Source organism: Parvibaculum lavamentivorans DS-1, from assembly GCF_000017565.1.
In the GTDB taxonomy this organism is placed as follows: domain Bacteria; phylum Pseudomonadota; class Alphaproteobacteria; order Parvibaculales; family Parvibaculaceae; genus Parvibaculum; species Parvibaculum lavamentivorans.
Genome location: NC_009719.1, coordinates 2,582,938 through 2,600,069, shown reverse-complemented (window position 1 = coordinate 2,600,069; position 17,132 = coordinate 2,582,938). Strand labels below are relative to the sequence as shown.

Annotated in this window: 11 protein-coding genes and 1 pseudogene; 6 read left to right on the top strand and 6 right to left on the bottom strand. The window is 61.9% G+C overall.

Going from position 1 to position 17,132, the window contains the following annotated elements; all coding sequences use genetic code 11:
* Window positions 1-98: 98 nt before the first annotated feature.
* Window positions 99-809 (bottom strand): TerB family tellurite resistance protein, encoded by a 711-nt coding sequence (locus PLAV_RS12200; RefSeq protein WP_012111326.1) that lies wholly within the window; start codon window positions 807-809, stop codon window positions 99-101.
* A 125-nt stretch (window positions 810-934) separates the two neighbouring features.
* Between PLAV_RS12200 and PLAV_RS12195 the strand changes: the two genes are divergently transcribed.
* The gene (locus PLAV_RS12195) at window positions 935-4,552 is read left to right on the top strand and encodes a hydantoinase B/oxoprolinase family protein (protein WP_012111325.1); all 3,618 of its coding nucleotides are present in this window, start codon (window positions 935-937) and stop codon (window positions 4,550-4,552) included.
* A 64-nt stretch (window positions 4,553-4,616) separates the two neighbouring features.
* The gene (locus tag PLAV_RS12190) at window positions 4,617-5,597 is read left to right on the top strand and encodes an NADPH:quinone oxidoreductase family protein (protein ID WP_012111324.1); all 981 of its coding nucleotides are present in this window, start codon (window positions 4,617-4,619) and stop codon (window positions 5,595-5,597) included.
* A gap of 412 nt (window positions 5,598-6,009) precedes the next feature.
* Here PLAV_RS12190 and PLAV_RS12185 read toward each other — a convergent pair whose 3' ends face one another.
* Window positions 6,010-6,564 (bottom strand): carboxymuconolactone decarboxylase family protein, encoded by a 555-nt coding sequence (locus tag PLAV_RS12185; protein WP_012111323.1) that lies wholly within the window; start codon window positions 6,562-6,564, stop codon window positions 6,010-6,012.
* Between the two features lie 76 nt (window positions 6,565-6,640).
* On the opposite strand from PLAV_RS12185, the gene PLAV_RS12180 reads away from it, so the two are divergent.
* Window positions 6,641-6,982, top strand: coding sequence for a winged helix-turn-helix transcriptional regulator (locus PLAV_RS12180; RefSeq protein WP_012111322.1), 342 nt, complete (start codon window positions 6,641-6,643; stop codon window positions 6,980-6,982).
* A gap of 3 nt (window positions 6,983-6,985) precedes the next feature.
* On the opposite strand, the pseudogene metH reads toward PLAV_RS12180, so the two are convergent.
* From metH to PLAV_RS12165, 3 genes and pseudogenes are all read right to left on the bottom strand, one after another.
* Window positions 6,986-10,782 (bottom strand): annotated as a pseudogene (gene metH, locus PLAV_RS12175) (methionine synthase).
* A gap of 10 nt (window positions 10,783-10,792) precedes the next feature.
* Entirely contained in the window at window positions 10,793-11,695 is a 903-nt protein-coding gene (gene metF / locus PLAV_RS12170) for a methylenetetrahydrofolate reductase [NAD(P)H] (protein WP_012111319.1), read from the bottom strand.
* Entirely contained in the window at window positions 11,695-12,687 is a 993-nt protein-coding gene (locus PLAV_RS12165; RefSeq protein ID WP_012111318.1) for an ArsR/SmtB family transcription factor, read from the bottom strand. Before PLAV_RS12165 ends, metF begins: the two co-directional genes overlap by 1 nt.
* A 285-nt stretch (window positions 12,688-12,972) precedes the next feature.
* Between PLAV_RS12165 and PLAV_RS12160 the strand changes: the two genes are divergently transcribed.
* The 3 genes from PLAV_RS12160 (at window position 12,973) to PLAV_RS12150 (ending at window position 15,449) form a co-directional block, all read left to right on the top strand.
* Window positions 12,973-13,806, top strand: a complete 834-nt coding sequence (locus PLAV_RS12160; protein ID WP_049767775.1) for an MlaA family lipoprotein — start codon at window positions 12,973-12,975, stop codon at window positions 13,804-13,806.
* 76 nt (window positions 13,807-13,882) lie between these two features.
* Window positions 13,883-14,545 carry an MlaC/ttg2D family ABC transporter substrate-binding protein gene (locus PLAV_RS12155; RefSeq protein WP_012111316.1) on the top strand — a complete coding sequence of 221 codons (663 nt, stop codon included), beginning with the start codon at window positions 13,883-13,885 and terminating at the stop codon, window positions 14,543-14,545.
* Window positions 14,546-14,873: 328 nt separating this feature from the next.
* On the top strand, window positions 14,874-15,449 hold the full coding sequence (locus PLAV_RS12150; protein WP_012111315.1) for a PAS domain-containing protein: 576 nt from the start codon (window positions 14,874-14,876) through the stop codon (window positions 15,447-15,449).
* Window positions 15,450-15,459: 10 nt separating this feature from the next.
* Here PLAV_RS12150 and PLAV_RS12145 read toward each other — a convergent pair whose 3' ends face one another.
* On the bottom strand, window positions 15,460-17,079 hold the full coding sequence (locus tag PLAV_RS12145) for an ATP-binding protein (protein ID WP_012111314.1): 1,620 nt from the start codon (window positions 17,077-17,079) through the stop codon (window positions 15,460-15,462).
* Window positions 17,080-17,132: the final 53 nt, after the last annotated feature.

Sequence of the window (17,132 nt, the reverse complement as noted above, 5' to 3'; positions counted from 1 at the left end):
ATATCCCCCGGCTTCGCACACGGGATATCCCCTGCTTGAGAGACGGGATATCCCCGGCTTTAGAAGACGCCGGAAATACTTCGCGAATACTTGGTGGTCTAGGCGGCGATGCCGCGTTGAGCCACGATCTTTCCATAGGCGACATTGATCGCCGCCAGCTTCTCGTTGGCGATGGTCACAAGCTCCTTCGGCACGCCGCGCGCGATCAACGTATCCGGATGGTTCTCCCGGACCAGCCGGCGATAGGCTTTCTTGAGGTCTTCATCGGAAATACCGGGCGTGATGCCGAGCACGAGATAGGGATCGCCTTTCTCGTGGCCGAGATGGCTGGCGCGGATACGGGCGAACTCGATTTCGGAGAAGCCGAAAATATCCGCGACGATGCGCAGATATTCGAGCTCCTGCACGTGAACATGACCATCCGCCTTCGCAATATGAAAGAGCGCGTCAATCACGTCTTCGAGGACGGCGGGCCGGTCCTGATAGATACGGGCCACCTGCCGCGCATAGGCCTCGAAGCCGGCAACATCCTGCTGCGCCACCTTGTAGACCCGCGAGACATTCTTCGCCTCGCCGGGCGGCACCTGGAAGATCTCTTCAAAGGCCCTGATCTCGGCATCGCTGACTTCGCCGTCGGCTTTCGCCATCTTCGCCGAAAGCGCGATAAGGGCGATCGTGAACACGACCTCGCTGTCCTGGAGTGCGCGGTCGACGACGATATGCCCGGCGACCGCTCCCAGAAGCGCACCCAAGGGCCCACCGACGGCTAAGCCAACGCCGGCGCCCGCGATTTTTCCCCAAATCGACATGCCGACAGCTTAAGGCGTTTTCGGGAGTCTCGCACCTGCGAAATGCAAGCATCCCCTTGCGGAAATGCGACGTGGCGGAACCCGCAGGCTTTCCGCTCCCGGCCGCCTGTGGCAGGTTGCGCGGCATGACGACAGAGCATACGCCCTCCGCGCGCTGGGACTTCTGGATCGATCGCGGGGGAACATTTACCGATATTATCGGCCGGGCGCCGGATGGCGGCCTGCATGCGCTGAAGCTCCTGTCCGAAAATCCCGAGAATTATGAAGACGCGGCCCTGCAGGGCATTCGCGATCTTCTCGCCGTTCCCGGAAACGAACCCCTGCCCGCAGGCCGCATCGGCGCGGTGAAGATGGGGACGACGGTGGCGACGAATGCGCTGCTTGAGCGCAAGGGCGACCGCGCGCTGTTTCTCACCACGCGCGGCTTTCGCGATGCGCTTGCCATCGGCTATCAGGCGCGGCCCCACCTCTTCCGCCTGAAGATCGAAAAACCCGAACTGCTTTATGAGCGCGTTGCGGAGGTGAACGAGCGCGTGACGGCGGAAGGGGAAGTGCTCGCACCTCTCGACGCCGGGGAAACCCGGGAGGCATTGCAAAGAGCCTTCGACCAAGGCATCCGCTCCGTCGCCATCTGCTTCATGCATGGCTATCGCCATCACACGCATGAAGCGGAAGCCGAACGCCTGGCCCGCGACATCGGCTTCACGCAAATCTCGACGAGCCACAACACAAGCCCGCTCATCAAATTCGTCTCGCGCGGCGACACGACCGTTGTCGATGCCTATCTCTCCCCTCTTCTCCGCCGCTATGTCGACCGGATTGCCGCCGAAATCGACATGGAGGAAAGCGGCACGAGGCTCTTCTTCATGCAGTCTTCCGGCGGCCTGACCGATGCGGGCCTCTTTCAGGGGAAGGATGCCATTCTCTCCGGCCCGGCCGGCGGCGTGGTCGGCGCGGCCATGACGGCGGCACGCGCGGGCTTCGCGAGGGTCATCGGCTTCGACATGGGCGGAACCTCCACCGACGTCTCGCACTACAATGGCGACTATGAGCGAAGCTTCGAGACGCAGGTCGCGGGCATACGCATGCGCGTGCCCATGCTTCGCATCCATACCGTTGCCGCGGGCGGCGGCTCTATCCTGCGCTATGAAGACGGACGCTTTCAGGTGGGTCCGCAATCCGCGGGCGCAACGCCCGGTCCCGCCTCATACCGGCGCGGCGGGCCGCTTGCCGTGACCGACGCGAATGTGATGCTGGGGAAGCTGCAGCCGGACCTCTTCCCGGCCGTTTTCGGCCCGGAGCAGAACCAGACGCTCGACGCGGAGACGGTGCGCCGGCAATTCGCCGAACTCGCGGCGCGGATCGGCGGCGGCAGGACGCCGGAAGACGTAGCCGATGGCTTCCTGCGCATTGCCGTCGAGAACATGGCCAACGCGATCAAGAAAATCTCCGTCGAGCGCGGCCATGATGTGACCTCCTATGTGCTTGCGAGCTTCGGCGGCGCGGGCGGCCAGCATGCCTGCCTGGTGGCCGACGCGCTCGGCATGACGACCGTGCATGTTCATCCCTTGTCCGGCCTGCTTTCCGCTTATGGCATCGGCCAGGCGAGGATCACTGCCTCGCATGTGCGCGCCGTGCTGAGCCCCTTGAACGAGAAGCTGCTGCCTGCACTTGACGATGCCCTCGCCAGCCTGACGGCGGCCGCGAAGCGTGAGATCGAAAGCCAGGGCGTGGACGGGGCCGCGATCAACACGAGGCCCCTTCTCCACCTTCGCTACGAAGGCAGCGACACCATCCTGCAGATCGATTTTTCCGCGCGGGACCGGCAGGCGGCAGCGGAAGCCTTCAGGCAGGCGCATGAGGCTCAATTCGGCTTCAGCTTCGAGGGAAAAGGCATCGTGGTGGAGGCTGTGGAGGTGACCGCGGAGGAGAACGCGGTGCCCGATGGCGCCGCCACGAAACGCGCATCCGCAAGCGGCACGCCCGAGGCATTCGACAGGCGCCGGATCTACATGGCCCATGCGTGGCGGGAGGCCGAAATCTTCCTTCGCGAGACACTGCAGCCGGGCCACGGGCTGACGGGGCCGGCGCTCATCGTCGAGCCGAACCAGACGATCGTCGTCGAGCCCGGCTGGCGCGCCGAGATTACGCCCGATGATGACGTGGTGATGCGGCGGACGGAGCCGCTGCCGCCGCGCGTGGCGATCGGCACGGGGGCGGACCCTGTGATGCTGGAGATTTTCAACAACCGCTTCATGTCCATTGCCGAACAGATGGGCGCAACGCTTCAGAACACGGCCTCCTCCGTCAACATCAAAGAACGGCTCGATTTTTCCTGCGCCGTCTTCGACCGCGAGGGCGGGCTTGTTTCAAACGCGCCGCATATGCCGGTTCACCTCGGCTCGATGGGCGCCAGCGTGCGCGCGGTGATCGACCAGAACACCGGGATGGGACCTGGCGACGTCTTCGTGCTGAACGCGCCTTATAATGGCGGCACCCACCTGCCCGATGTGACGGTGGTCGCGCCTGTCTATGACGAAGCCCGGCGGGAGCGGCTTTTCTATGTTGCCGCGCGCGGCCACCACGCCGATATCGGCGGCATATCGCCCGGATCGATGCCCGCGCATTCAAGGACCGTCGAAGAAGAAGGCGTGCTGATCGACAATTTCCGCATCGTGACGGGCGGCATTTTTCACGAGACGGAAATGAGGTCGCTGCTGGCAGGCGGGAAATACCCCGCGCGCAATCCCGATCAGAACATCGCGGACCTGCGCGCCCAGATTGCCGCCTGCGAGAAAGGCAGCCGGGAACTGCGCCGCATGGTGGCCGAATTCGGCCTGCCTGTCGTCGAGGCCTATATGGGCCATGTGCAGGACAATGCGGAGGAAAATGTCCGCCGCGTAATCGACCGGCTGAAGGATGCGCATTTCGAGCAGCGCATGGATGATGGTTCGGTGATCTGCGTGCGCGTGACCGTGGACAAGGAGCAGCGCAGCGCAAGGATAGATTTCAGCGGCACGAGCGGCGAGCTCGCCAGCAACCTGAATGCGCCATCGGCCGTTGCGCGCGCGGCGGTGCTCTATGTTTTCCGCTGCATGGTGGACGAGGACATTCCGCTGAATGAAGGCTGCCTGAAGCCAATCGAAATAGTCATTCCCGAAGGCTCGATGCTGAGCCCGCGCTATCCCGCGGCCGTTGTCGGCGGCAATGTGGAGACGAGCCAGGCGGTGACGGACGCGCTTTTCGGCGCCTTCGGCGCGATGGCATCGGCGCAAGGCACGATGAACAACCTCACCTTCGGCAATGACAGGCATCAATATTATGAAACGATTGCCGGCGGTGCGGGCGCCGGCCCCGATTTCGACGGCGCGGATGCCGTGCAGACGCATATGACGAATTCGCGGCTGACCGACCCCGAAATACTCGAATGGCGCTTTCCCGTGTTGCTGGAGGATTTCAGCATTCGCAAGGGCTCGGGCGGCGGCGGCAAACACAAAGGCGGCGACGGCGTCATCCGCACCATCCGCTTCCGCGAACCGATGAGCCTTTCCATCCTCTCGACGCATCGCATCGTCGCGCCGTTCGGCCTCGCGGGCGGAAAGGACGCGGCGCCCGGCGAGAATGAACTGCGCCGCAGCGACGGCCGAACCGAGTTACTCGATGGTTCGGCGCAGGCCGAACTGGCGGCGGGAGATGCCGTCATTGTGAAGACGCCCGGCGGCGGCGGCTACGGCAAGGCCTGATCCGCTTGCATCTTTGCCTGCCTCGCGCATGATGCGCGCCGGAAACTTCGGCAGGGAAAAGCAAATGCAAGCGATCCGCTGCGTCAGTTATGGCGCGCCATCCGATCTCAAGCTCGAAGAGATGGACGATCCGTCGCCGCGAAAAGGCGAAGTGGTGATCGAAACCGAAGCGGCGGGCCTCGGCTATGTCGACGCGCTGTTCGTTGCCGGCACCTATCAGGTGAAGCTGCCCCTGCCCTTCATTCCCGGCAGCGAAGTCGCGGGCAAGGTTGTCGCGCTTGGCGAAGGGGCGCCCGATGCGCTGATGGGCAAGCGCGTCATGGCGCTTTCGCCGCGCGGCGCGCTTGCCGGGAAAATCGCCCTCCCCGCCGCAAGCTGCATTCCCGTGCCGGACAGGATGAGCGCGGAAGCGGCGGCGGGCTTCATCGTCTCCTATTGCACGGCGCTTTACGGCTTCGAGACCTGCGGACATTTGCGCGAGGGCGAAACCGTTCTCGTGCTGGGTGCTGCGGGCGGCGTCGGCATGGCGGCGATAGATGTCGCGAAGGCCATGGGCGCCCGCGTGATCGCCGCCGCTTCCACCGGGGAGAAGCGCGCGGCGGCAAAGGCCCGCGGCGCCGACTTCACCCTCGATTACACAAATCCGGAATGGCGCAAGGAACTCGAGCCGCTCACCGGGCGGCGCGATGTGGACCTCGTCTACGATCCCGTCGGCGGCGATTTCTCGGAAGCCGCCTTGCGCAGCCTCGCGCCGGGCGGCCGGCATCTCGTCGTCGGCTTCGCGGCGGGCGCCATCCCGAAAATTCCGCTGAACCTCGCACTGCTGAAACGCTGCTCGATCGTCGGCGTCGATTGGGGCGGCTATATCCGCGCCAACTCGGCCGACAATATTCCCCTTCTGAAGACATTGACGGCGTGGATAGAACAAGGCCGCATCGACCCGGAACCGGCGGCGAGCTTTCCCCTGGCGCAAGCGCCCATGGTGCTGCAGCGGCTTCTGGATCGCCAAAGCCTCGGCAAGCCCGTCATCCGATTCCACTCATGAAGTACAATTCGCAACGGGAAAATGCGCGCGGGTGAAAACCGAGTGACACAACCCCCGCCCGAAACGCATAACAGGGTAAGCTGACAGAAATTCATCCACAGAGGATTCCTCGGGCAGAATCAATCGCTTGGCGAGCGATCTTGCGACACCCGCACGGACCGGCCGGGAAGGCGCCACGATTTTGCTTGCGAGCAGCCGTCTTTCGGCCTGAAATTTTCGTCTGACCACGACGAGTGGAGGCTGAAATGCTGGCAATGAAGGTTGGATATCTGGCGACCGGGCTTGCGTTTCTGTTCGTCGGCGCCGTGACGATGGGTTTCATCTGATCCAGACGCGGCAGGCCGAATGCGGAAAGAACGGCCGGCACAAGAATTTCAGAGGGCGCACCGCAAAGTGCGCCCTCTTTGCTTGTTCAGGCCGCCGCTTCCGGAAAGCGCGCCGCATAGTCTTCCAGCGGCAGCCGCGTCGCGTTCACGACGAACGAAACCATGTGATAGAAGCCCGTGAGAACGATCAGCTCGAGCAGCTGTTCGTCGCTGAACTCCCCCTTCAGGGCGGCCCATAATTCGTCGTCGACAGTGTTTGCTTCGTGCAACTGATCGACCAGCCGGACGATCAGCCTTTCGCGTGCATTCCAGCATTCTGCGTCGGCGCCCGGCGCAACCGTAGCGGCTACCTCCGCCGGACCGAAACCCACGCGTTCCGCGAAGAGCGCGATATGCACACCCCATTCATACTCGCCGCCGCAGCGCGCGCATGCCCGATCGATGGCGATTTCGCGCTCACGCATTGAAATGGTTCCCTTGTCGAGCAACCCGCCCGCCATGAAGCGGCGGAAGACACGCGGATTGCGCGCCAGCGTCCGAAACAGGACGAGAGGTTCGACGCCCGGCGGCATCAGCTTCTCGAGCGTTTCTTCCATGTCCTTGTCGTAGGGCCTCGCGGCCGGTTCGATACGTGCCGACATACCCGTCTCCTGCTACCATTTCAGTAGCAATACATACTGCTTCTCTTTTAGTAGCACAAGGGGTAATCTTACGATCATGACCAGGACACAAACCTCCCCGCGCCCGGGCCGCCGCGTACGCGGCTCGACAACCGGCCGCCCCGTGATGGCGCTTCTCGACCTGCTGGGGCGGCGCTGGGTCTTGCGAATCGTCTGGGAACTGCGCGAGCAGCCGCTCAATTTCCGCGAGCTGCAGGCGGCCTGTGGCGGGCTTTCGCCGAGCGTCCTCAACAGCCGCATGGCCGAGCTGCGGGAGGCGCTGATTGTCGAGCTGAGGCCGGATGAAGGCTATGCCCTGACAAAGCTGGGGCGCGAACTGCTTTCGCAACTCGCGCCCCTTACCTCGTGGTCGGAAAAATGGGCGAAGGCGCTCAAGTGAGCGTCAGGCCGCCGCTTCCTCAGGCTCGGCACCCGGCGTGTAATTGAGGATCGGCGCGAGCCACCGCTCGCATTCCTGCAACTCCATGCCCTTCCGCCGCGCATAATCCACGACCTGATCCTTGCCGATCTTGCCGACGCCGAAATATTCGGATTGCGGGTGGCTGAAATAGAGGCCGCTCACCGCGGCGCCCGGCCACATCGCACAGCTCTCGGTCAGCTTCATGCCGATCTTCGCTTCGGCATCGAGCAGCTTGAACAGCGTGCGCTTTTCCGTGTGGTCGGGCTGCGCGGGATAGCCCGGCGCGGGACGGATGCCCTGATATTTCTCGCCGATGAGATCTTCGTTGCTCAGCTTTTCCTCCGCCGCATAACCCCAGAACTCGCGCCGCACACGCTCATGCATGTGTTCGGCGAAAGCCTCGGCCAGACGGTCGGCCAGCGCCTTCGAGAGGATCGCCTTGTAATCGTCATTCGCCTGCTCGAACCGCTTCGCTACCTCATCCTCGCCAAAACCGGCGGTGACGGCAAAGCCGCCGACATAATCTTCGATGCCGGTTTCCTTCGGCGCAACGAAATCGGCGATAGCCATGTTGGCGCGCTCCGACGTGCGCTTCATCTGCTGGCGCAGCGAGTGCAGCACATCGAGCGTTTCTTTTCGGGCATCGTCGGCATAAAGCTCGATGTCGTCATCTCCGATCTGATTTGCCGGCCAGAAGCCGATAACGGCGGAGGCCCGCACCCACTTCTCCTCGACCATCTGCTTCAGCATGGCTTGCGCATCCTCGAAGAGACCGCGAGCGGCTTCGCCGACCTTGTCGTCCTTGAGGATTTGCGGGTACTGGCCGGCCAGCTCCCAAGTCTGGAAAAAGGGCGTCCAGTCGATATAGGGCACGAGGTTTTCGAGCGGGTAATCCTCGAACACCTTGGTGCCGAGGAACGAGGGACGCGTTGGCTTGTAGCCGTCCCACTTGATCTTGAGCTTGTTTTCCCGCGCGGCTTCGATCGTTTGCCGGTCCTTTTTCTCCCGGGCGCCCGCATGCGCCGTCGCCATCTTCGCGTATTCGTCGCGAATATCGGCGACGAACTTCTCCCGCGATGTTTCGGAAATCAGGCTGGATGCCACGCCCACGGCGCGGCTCGCATCGGTGACGTAAATCGCCTGGCCGCGCCGGTAGTTCGGATTGATCTTCACCGCAGTGTGGATACGGCTTGTCGTCGCGCCGCCGATGAGAAGCGGAATGTTGAAGCCTTCCCGCTCCATCTCCGCCGCAACATGGCACATCTCGTCCAGGCTCGGCGTGATGAGGCCGGACAGGCCGATGATGTCGACATTCTTTTCGCGCGCCGTGGCGAGAATCTTGTCCGCGGGCACCATGACGCCGAGGTCGATCACCTCGTAATTGTTGCACTGGAGAACGACGCCGACGATGTTCTTGCCGATGTCGTGAACATCGCCTTTCACCGTCGCCATGAGAATGGTGGCAGCGGCCTCCTTCTGCGCGGCGCCTGTCAGCTCCTTCTCTTTTTCCATGTAGGGCATGAGATAGGCAACGGCCTGCTTCATGACGCGGGCGCTCTTCACCACCTGCGGCAGAAACATCTTGCCCTCGCCGAAGAGATCGCCGACGACATTCATGCCGTCCATCAATGGCCCTTCGATGACGTGCAGGGGGCGCTCCGCCTGCTGCCGCGCCTCTTCCACATCCTCCTCGATAAAGGCGTTGATGCCCTTGACCAGGGAATGAGTGAGCCGTTCGTTGACGGGACGCTCGCGCCAGGAGAGGTCTTCCTCCCGCTTCTTGCCGGCGCCGCCTTTATATTGCTCGGCAGCCTCCAGCAGCCGCTCGGTCGCATCCGCCCGGCGGTTCAGGATCACGTCCTCGACGAGTTCGCGCAATGACGGTTCGATGTCGTCATAAATCGCAAGCTGGCCTGCATTGACGATCCCCATATCCATGCCCGCCTTGATGGCGTGGTAGAGGAAAACCGAATGCATGGCCTCGCGGACAGGCTCATTGCCGCGAAACGAGAATGAGACGTTCGATACGCCGCCCGAGACATGCGCATAAGGCAATTGCTGGCGGATGCGCTGCGTCGCCTCGATGAACTCGACGGCATAGTTGTTATGCTCCTCTATACCCGTCGCGACCGCGAATATATTGGGATCGAAGATGATGTCTTCCGGCGGGAACCCGACGACTTCCGTCAGCAGCTTGTAGGCGCGTTCGCAAATTTCGAATTTGCGGTTGGCCGTGTCCGCCTGCCCTTCTTCATCGAAAGCCATGACGACGGCGGCGGCGCCGTAGCGCTTCACCTTCCGCGCATGTTCGAGAAAGGCCTCTTCGCCTTCCTTGAGGCTGATGGAATTCACCACCGCCTTGCCCTGGACGCATTTGAGGCCCGCCTCGATGACGTCCCATTTGGAGGAGTCGATCATGATCGGCACGCGCGAGATGTCTGGCTCGGATGCGATGAGGTTCAGGAACCTCACCATCGCGGCCTTCGAATCGAGCATCCCCTCGTCCATGTTGATGTCGATGATCTGCGCGCCGTTCTCGACTTGCTGTCGCGCAACGTCCAGCGCCTCGTCGAAGCGATCCTCGACGATGAGTTTCTTGAACTTGGCCGATCCCGTCACATTGGTGCGTTCGCCAATGTTGATGAAGTTCGCGGTCGATTGAGTCATGAGATACTTGTCTAACTTTTTTTGAAGGAATGGTACGGCGGCCCGTAAAATCAGGCCGCCGTGAAAGCTTCGAGACCGGAGAGGCGAAGGCGCGGCTCTATCTCCGGCTTGGCACGCGGCGTTGCGCCCTTCACGGCCTCGGCAATGGCGTGAATATGCTCCGGCGTTGTGCCGCAGCAGCCGCCGACAATGTTGACGAGACCTGACTTTGCGAACTCGCCGACCAGAGCCGACATCTGCGCCGCATCCTGATCGTACTCGCCCATCTCGTTCGGCAGGCCCGCATTCGGATGCGCGCTGACACCCGCATCCGCGATGCGGGAGAGGGTTGCAACATGGGGCCGCATTTCCTTGGCACCCAGCGCGCAATTGAGACCGATCGAAAAAGGCTTCACATGGCGCACGGAATTCCAGAAGGCTTCCGGCGTCTGGCCTGAAAGCAGACGGCCCGACATATCGGTGATGGTTCCCGAAATCATGATCGGCAGCTCGAAGCCCAGTTCGTCGAACACTTCTTCGATGGCGAACAAGGCCGCCTTCGCATTCAGAGTGTCGAAGATCGTCTCCACCAGAATGGTATCGGCGCCGCCTTCGATGAGCCCCTTCGTCGCTTCCTTGTAGGATTCGACCAGCTGGTCGAAGTTGACATTGCGAAAACCGGGATCGTTCACCTTCGGCGAGATGGAAGCCGTACGATTGGTCGGCCCGAGAACGCCTGCAACGAAGCAGACACGCCCCGGCGTTTCGCTCTCCGCGATGTCGGCCGCCTCGCGGGCAATGCGGGCACTTTCGACATTCATCTGATAGGCGAGATGTTCGAGGTGATAATCGGCCTGCGCGATGGAGGTTGCGCCGAACGTATTGGTCTCGGCGAAATCGGCACCGGCGCGATAATATTTCAGATGGATTTCGCGCAGGATGTCGGGCTGCGCCAACGAGATCAGCTCATTGTCGCCCTTCACGTCGCTCGCATGATCCTTCAGCAGCTCGCCGCGATAATCGGCCTCGGTGAGCTTGTAGCCCTGGATCATCGTGCCCATTGCGCCGTCAAGCACCAGAATCCGCTCCTTGGACAGGGCTTTCAGCTTTTCAATTCGTTCTTCTCTGGTCATGGAAATATCCTCAAGCCGGCTCTGCCGGCGTCAGTGCTGCCTGCGGGCGCAAGCCCAGCACATGGCAGATCGCGAAGGTGAGATCTGCCTGGTTCAGCGTGTAAAAATGAAAGCGGTCGAAGCCATAGGCCCGCAACCGGTTGACCTGTTCGGCCGCCACATAGGCGGCGATGAGCTTTCTTGTTTCCAGTTCATCGTCCAGCCCGGCGTAATAGCTCTCCAGCCATTGCGGGATGCTGGCGCCGCAGCGCTCCGCCATGCGCTTTGTACCTTTGAAATTCGTCGTCGGCATGATCCCCGGCACGATCGGCACATCGATGCCGGCCTTGGTCGCCTTCTCCAGAAAGCGGACATGCTTTTCGGTATCGAACACGAATTGGGTGATGGCGCGCGTGGCGCCCGCATCGACTTTCCTTTTCAGCAATTCGATATCGGCTTCGAGTGAAACCGATTCCGGGTGCTTTTCGGGATAGGCCGACACGATCACATTGAAGTCGCCGATCTTGCGAATGGCGGCGATAAGCTCGGGCGTCGATTGATAGCCATCCGGATGCGGCTGGTATGGCGCGCCCAATTCCGGCATGTCGCCGCGCAGCGCGACGATGTGGCGAATGCCCGCGTCCCAATAAGCACGGATTACATCATCCACTTCCGCGCGCGACGCACCGACACAGGTGAGATGGGCGACAGGCTCCAGCGTCGTTTCATCGAGAATGCGCTTGACCGTCGCATGCGTGCGCTCCCGCGTCGATCCGCCCGCGCCGTAAGTCACCGACACGAATTCCGGCTGCAGGGGCTCCAGCCGCCGGATCGAGCGCCACAGCGTCTCTTCCATCTCGGGGGTCTTCGGCGGAAAGAACTCGAACGAAACGCGGGTCCGCTCGCGCTGCTCCTTTTTTTCTGGTTTTCCCATTATTTTGCTCCTTCGAATTCCATCGCCTTTTCGGGTTTGCGTGCCGGCCCGGCGGCCTTGTCCGCAACCCAGATCGAGACGGTAAGTTTGGCGTCCTCGCCGCCTTCCGGCGGCAAATGCCTTGTCTCTCTTATTTGAAGGCCGGCATCCGCCAGCCATTCCTTGACCTCGTCCTCGCCAAACCCGAGCCGCCGATGCGCATGCGTCTCGCGCAGATAGTCGAGTTCATGCGGCGCGAAATCCGCGATCAGCAGGCGTCCGCCCGGCTTCAAAATCCGCACAGCTTCCGCGATGGAAGCCGCCGGGTCGTCCAGGTAGTGCAGCACCATGTGCAGCGTCACCAGGTCGGCCGTCTCGTCCTGCATTGGCAGGTCGTAGAGGTCGCCCTGACGGATCGAACAGTTTTGCAGCGGCGCCTGGGCAAGCTGCGTCCGCGCCAGCGCAAGCATTTCCGGGCTCAGATCAATCCCGACGCCGCTTTTTGCCTTGGGCCCGAACAGTTCCAGCATCCGGCCGGTGCCGGTACCGAGATCCGCGATAAGGCCGATATCGTCCCGCGCGCCGAACTCCAGCATCGTCTGCTCGACCTTGTCCTCCGGGACATAAAGAGACCGGATGCGGCTCCATTCCTCGGCATTGGCCCGGAAATAGGCTGCAGCCTTCTCGGCCCGCGCCGCGCGCACCGCCTCGAGGCGCTCCATATCCCTCGCGATCACAATGTCTTCCTGCGGGATCAGGTCGCTCAGGACTTCTGCCAGCTCAGCCACCGGACCCGAGCCCGCCAGGCGGTAGAAAACCCAGCTTCCCTCCCGGAACCGCTCCAGCAAGGCGGCTTCGCAGAGAAGCTTCAGGTGGCGGCTGACGCGCGGCTGGCTCTGACGCAGGATCTGCGTGAGCTCGGTCACGGTCAGTTCCCCGCGCGCCAACAGAGCGAGCAAACGCAGGCGGGTTGGTTCACCCGCCGCTCTCAGACCTGCCAGAAGTTGCTCCATGCGCCGTCATTCCCTGATTTTGAAAAGCATATAAACATATCTTTATGTCTTTCAAAACCTTTTTGTGCCGAAGCTTTTAGGCAATAACAGCAGAAAATCGGCGCCTGGGAGGGTCGCTCGTGCTGGTTAACCTTGGTGCCGTATGATAGCTAGATGAGGGCAAAGTTGCGGGAATCGGCCAAAATTCGTGAATCCTAGCCATATTCACGCGGATTTAATGCGGGACAGGGAATGCTCGCAGAGGGCGCCCTGTCGGGGCAGCTATTCTTTTGGGGACGGGGCTACATGAAGATGAAGGACGGGTCCGGCATGCCGAAAGCGATGAGGAACATGGCGCTTGCGATGGTGGCGCTCATTGCGTTCGCCGCAGCGCCGCATGTCGCCATGGCCCAGGCCGAAGCGCCGGCGGCCGTCGACAACGGCGTCGACGAGAACGATCCGCTGGAGCCGATGAACCGCTACTTCTTCGAGCTCAACAAATTCTTCGACACCATTCTGCTGAAGCCGGTCGCCACCTGGTATGACGGCGTCGTGCCGGAACCGGGCCGCGACGGCGTCCGCAACTTCCTCGACAATCTGCGCAGCCCCGTCATTCTCGCGAACGACATGCTGCAAGGCGAGTGGGAGCGCGCGGGCACGACGGCAAGCCGCTTCGGCATCAATACGACTGTCGGCGTACTCGGCCTGTTCGATCCGGCATCGAGCTGGGGAATGCCGCAGCACAGTGAAGATTTCGGCCAGACACTCGCTGTCTACGGTACGGGCGAAGGCGCCTATCTCTATCTGCCGGTGCTCGGCCCTGCCCCGCCCCGCGACCTGACGGGCTTCTTCGTCGACCAGTTTTTCGACCCCTTGACCTATATCTATTGGGACAAGCCGAAGACGGTGCCGACGATCCGCTTCGTCGTGAACGGTATCGATCAGCGCGCACGCAGCCTGAAGACGCTCGACCAGATCGAACGGACCTCTGTCGATCATTACGCAACCATCCGCAATCTCTATCGCCAGATCCGCGCGAACGAGATCGCCAACGGCCAGCGCGACTTCGACGACTTGCCGGATATCGACAACCTAAATTTCGACACAAACGAAACAAACAATCCCGGCATGCGTTTCTAGAACGCCACGCCGCCGAAGACGCGCCGCACTCCGCGAGCGGGTTTCGTGCGCGTATCGACGAGCAGGAGGACTATAGATGTTCACGACACGGATTGCCCTGCGAACGCTGGTCGCACCGCTCGCAATTTGCGTGGCGCTCATGACCAGCGCCGCCCATGCGCAAGCATCGACGGATCAGGCCGCAGTGAGCTTCGTGGAAGATGTCTCGACACGCGCCATCGACATCATCAGCGACAAGTCCGCCTCGAAGGCGGAACGGGAAAAGGCGTTCCAGCAGCTGCTTAATGAAACGGCCGACATGCAGCGCATCGCCGCCTTCGCGCTCGGCCAGTACCTGCGCACACCGACGGAAGAGCAGAAGAACGAATATCTGAAGCTCGTCGAGACATTCATCGTGAAGGTCTATGTGACGCGCCTCTCCGACTACAATAATGAAAAGCTCGACGTGCTCAGCGCGAAGGCCAAGGGCGACACCCAGGCGATCGTGCAGAGCGAGATCAAGTTCACCAATGGCCGCGAACCCGTCAAGGTCGACTGGTGGCTTGTGAAGAATGGTAGCGACTTCAAAATCTTCGACGTGAACGTCGTCGGCATCTGGCTGGCGCAGGAGCAGCGCTCTACCTTCACCACCGTCATTCGCAACAATGGCGGCAATTTCGAAGCCCTGCTGGAGCATCTGCGCTCGCAGATCGCCAAGGCGGAAACGGGCGATATTTCGGGCATCAGCGCAGCGAACTGATCTCGCCGGCATAAAATTCGTATACGGACGGCGCGCCCTTCAAAGGCGCGCCGTTTTCGTTTCAGGCAGGCCGGAAACGGCACTTATCCCGCAGATCGTCATCGAACTGTCACGAAACCGTCGCACGGAGTTTCGCGGGCCGGCGACAGACGCTTATCCCCGCTGCGGCAGGACGGCCACAAGCCGATGCCACAGTGACGGAAACATCGCACCGGCCGGAAAATCGCCGCCAACTTATCCCCGGATTTGAACTGCCGCGGATTCAGCCGCCGTTAACCGGCCTCGCCGACAATGCCCTTTGTATGTTTCAGTAAAAAGAGGTGGGACCGTGAGTATCCGGTCGGCCATTATGGAAGGCGCCGCGCCCGCCTGCCCCGTGCGCTCGGCGAAGAGCATCGCCTTTCAAGAGGCGTGGGCCGAAATTCCGAAATCTGCGCTCATACCCGACAAAGCCGACTTCCGGCCCGAACGGCTGAAGACATTTCTCAACGACATCTATCTGGTGGAGCTGCATGAGGAGGCGGAGCGGCGCGTGCTCTTTCGTCTTGCCGGACAATCGGTGCGCGATGGCCTTGGCATCGAGATGCGCGGCCTGAACTATGTCGACTTCGTTCCGCCGGAGCACCGCGAAGCCTCCGGTATTTCCATGCGCAAGATGTTCGGACCCGTGCCCTGCGGAAGATGGGTGCGCAAGGAAATCGTGCATAGCGACGGCTTTCGCGAACGGATCGAACTGACCCAGATGCCGATGACGGACATGGCGAGCGGCTGCTGGCTGGTGATCGGCATTGTGGAAGGGTTTGGCGAGAACCACGCGCATGCGGCAGCCGACAATGGACAGTTCCGCTTCGAAAGCCTCGACGCGGAGCATTTCATCGATATCGGCGCGGGACTCCCGGAATAGCGCAAACCGCTCAGGCGCGGCGCAGATCCGGCATGGCTTCGCGCGGCATGGGTGCGCGGCCATGCTTTTCTTCCAGCACGCGGCCGATTTCCAGAATGAGATCGCGATGGTCCATCGGCTTGCCGACATAGCCATCGGCGCCGAAATCGCGGTAGCGGGAATTGTCGGGGCCGAGCGAGTCAGCCGTCAGCGCAATGACCGGCAGGTCGCGGATATGCGGCTCATGCGCACGAATATGAGCCAGCGTCTCCATACCGTTCATCACCGGCATGTGCATGTCGAGCAGCACAAGGTCGAAGGGTTGCGTCTGCAACCAGCGCAGCGCCTCTTCACCGTTTTCGGCTTCCGTGATTGCGATGCCGAGCGGTTCGAGGAAAAGACGCGCCACCTTGCGATTGAGCGGATGATCGTCGACCAGCAGGACGGCGAGACCTTTCGCCCAGCGCGCGCCGCCTGTCTGGTCGACATCGGCGTTTTGCGGCGCTTCGCTGACGCGGCGGCCTTCGGCGGCGCGGAAGGTGAGCGTGAAGAGGGAGCCCCTGCCCTCCTCGCTCTCGGCCACCACATCGCCACCCATCAATTGCGCGAGCTTGCGGCTGATCGACAGGCCGAGGCCGGTGCCGCCGAAGCGGCGCGAGGTGGAAGCATCGGCCTGTGTGAAAGGCGCGAAAAGCTTGCCGAGTGTCTCGCCGCTCATGCCGATGCCGGTATCCGAAATTTCGACAAGCACATCGAACTCGCCTTCGCCGGCGGGAACGCAGCGCGCGGCAACGCGCACGCTGCCCCGCTCGGTGAACTTGATCGCATTTGAAACGAGGTTGGAGACGCATTGGCGCACGCGGATCGGATCGAACCGCAAGAGCTCCGGCATGGCGCTGTTTATATCGAGCGTGAGGACGAGCCCCTTTTCCGACGCGCGGGGCGCCCAGAGCTTTTCCATGCGGCGCAACAACTGCCCGAGATCATTGTCGATGGGCGAAATGTCGAAGCGGCCGGCTTCGATTTTGGAGAGGTCCAGCACGTCGTTGAGAAGCGCCATCAGCGTCTTGCCGGAATCGAGGATCGTCTCGATCTGGTCCTTCTGCCCGGGCGTGAGATCGCCTGACGCCATGAGCTGCGCCATGCCGAGAATACCGTTCAGCGGCGTGCGGATTTCATGGCTGATATTGGCCAGGAATGCGGACTTCGCCTCATTGGCGGCCTCGGCCTGCTTGCGCGACTTTTTCAATTCGCGTTCGCGCTCGCGAAGCGCCGTAACATCGGCCCCGACAGCAACCCAGCCGCCGAAGGAAAGCGGAATCTCGATGACCTGCATGACCGTGCCGAGATGGGTTCTCAACTCGACCGGCTCACCCTTCGCCAATGTATCGTGAATGTTTCGCGCCACCGAAAGCGCCACTTCGTCCGGCAAATCGGGCGCGACCTTCTTGACCGCGAAATGCGTCGCCTCGAGATAAGTCTTGCCCTGGCGGAGCGCCTCGTTGGTGAAGGGAAAATCGCGCTCGTTCTGCGCGTTGGACAGAAGGATTTCGTGGTCGGGGCCAAAGATGACGAAGCCGCCGGGCAGACGGTCCACCGCCTCCCGCACGATCGCCGCCATTTCCTGATCGCTCAGATATTTCTCGTCCATAGGCACGTGGCCGCCCGATGCGCCAATGACGCCTCGAAACGCTCCTCCTCATC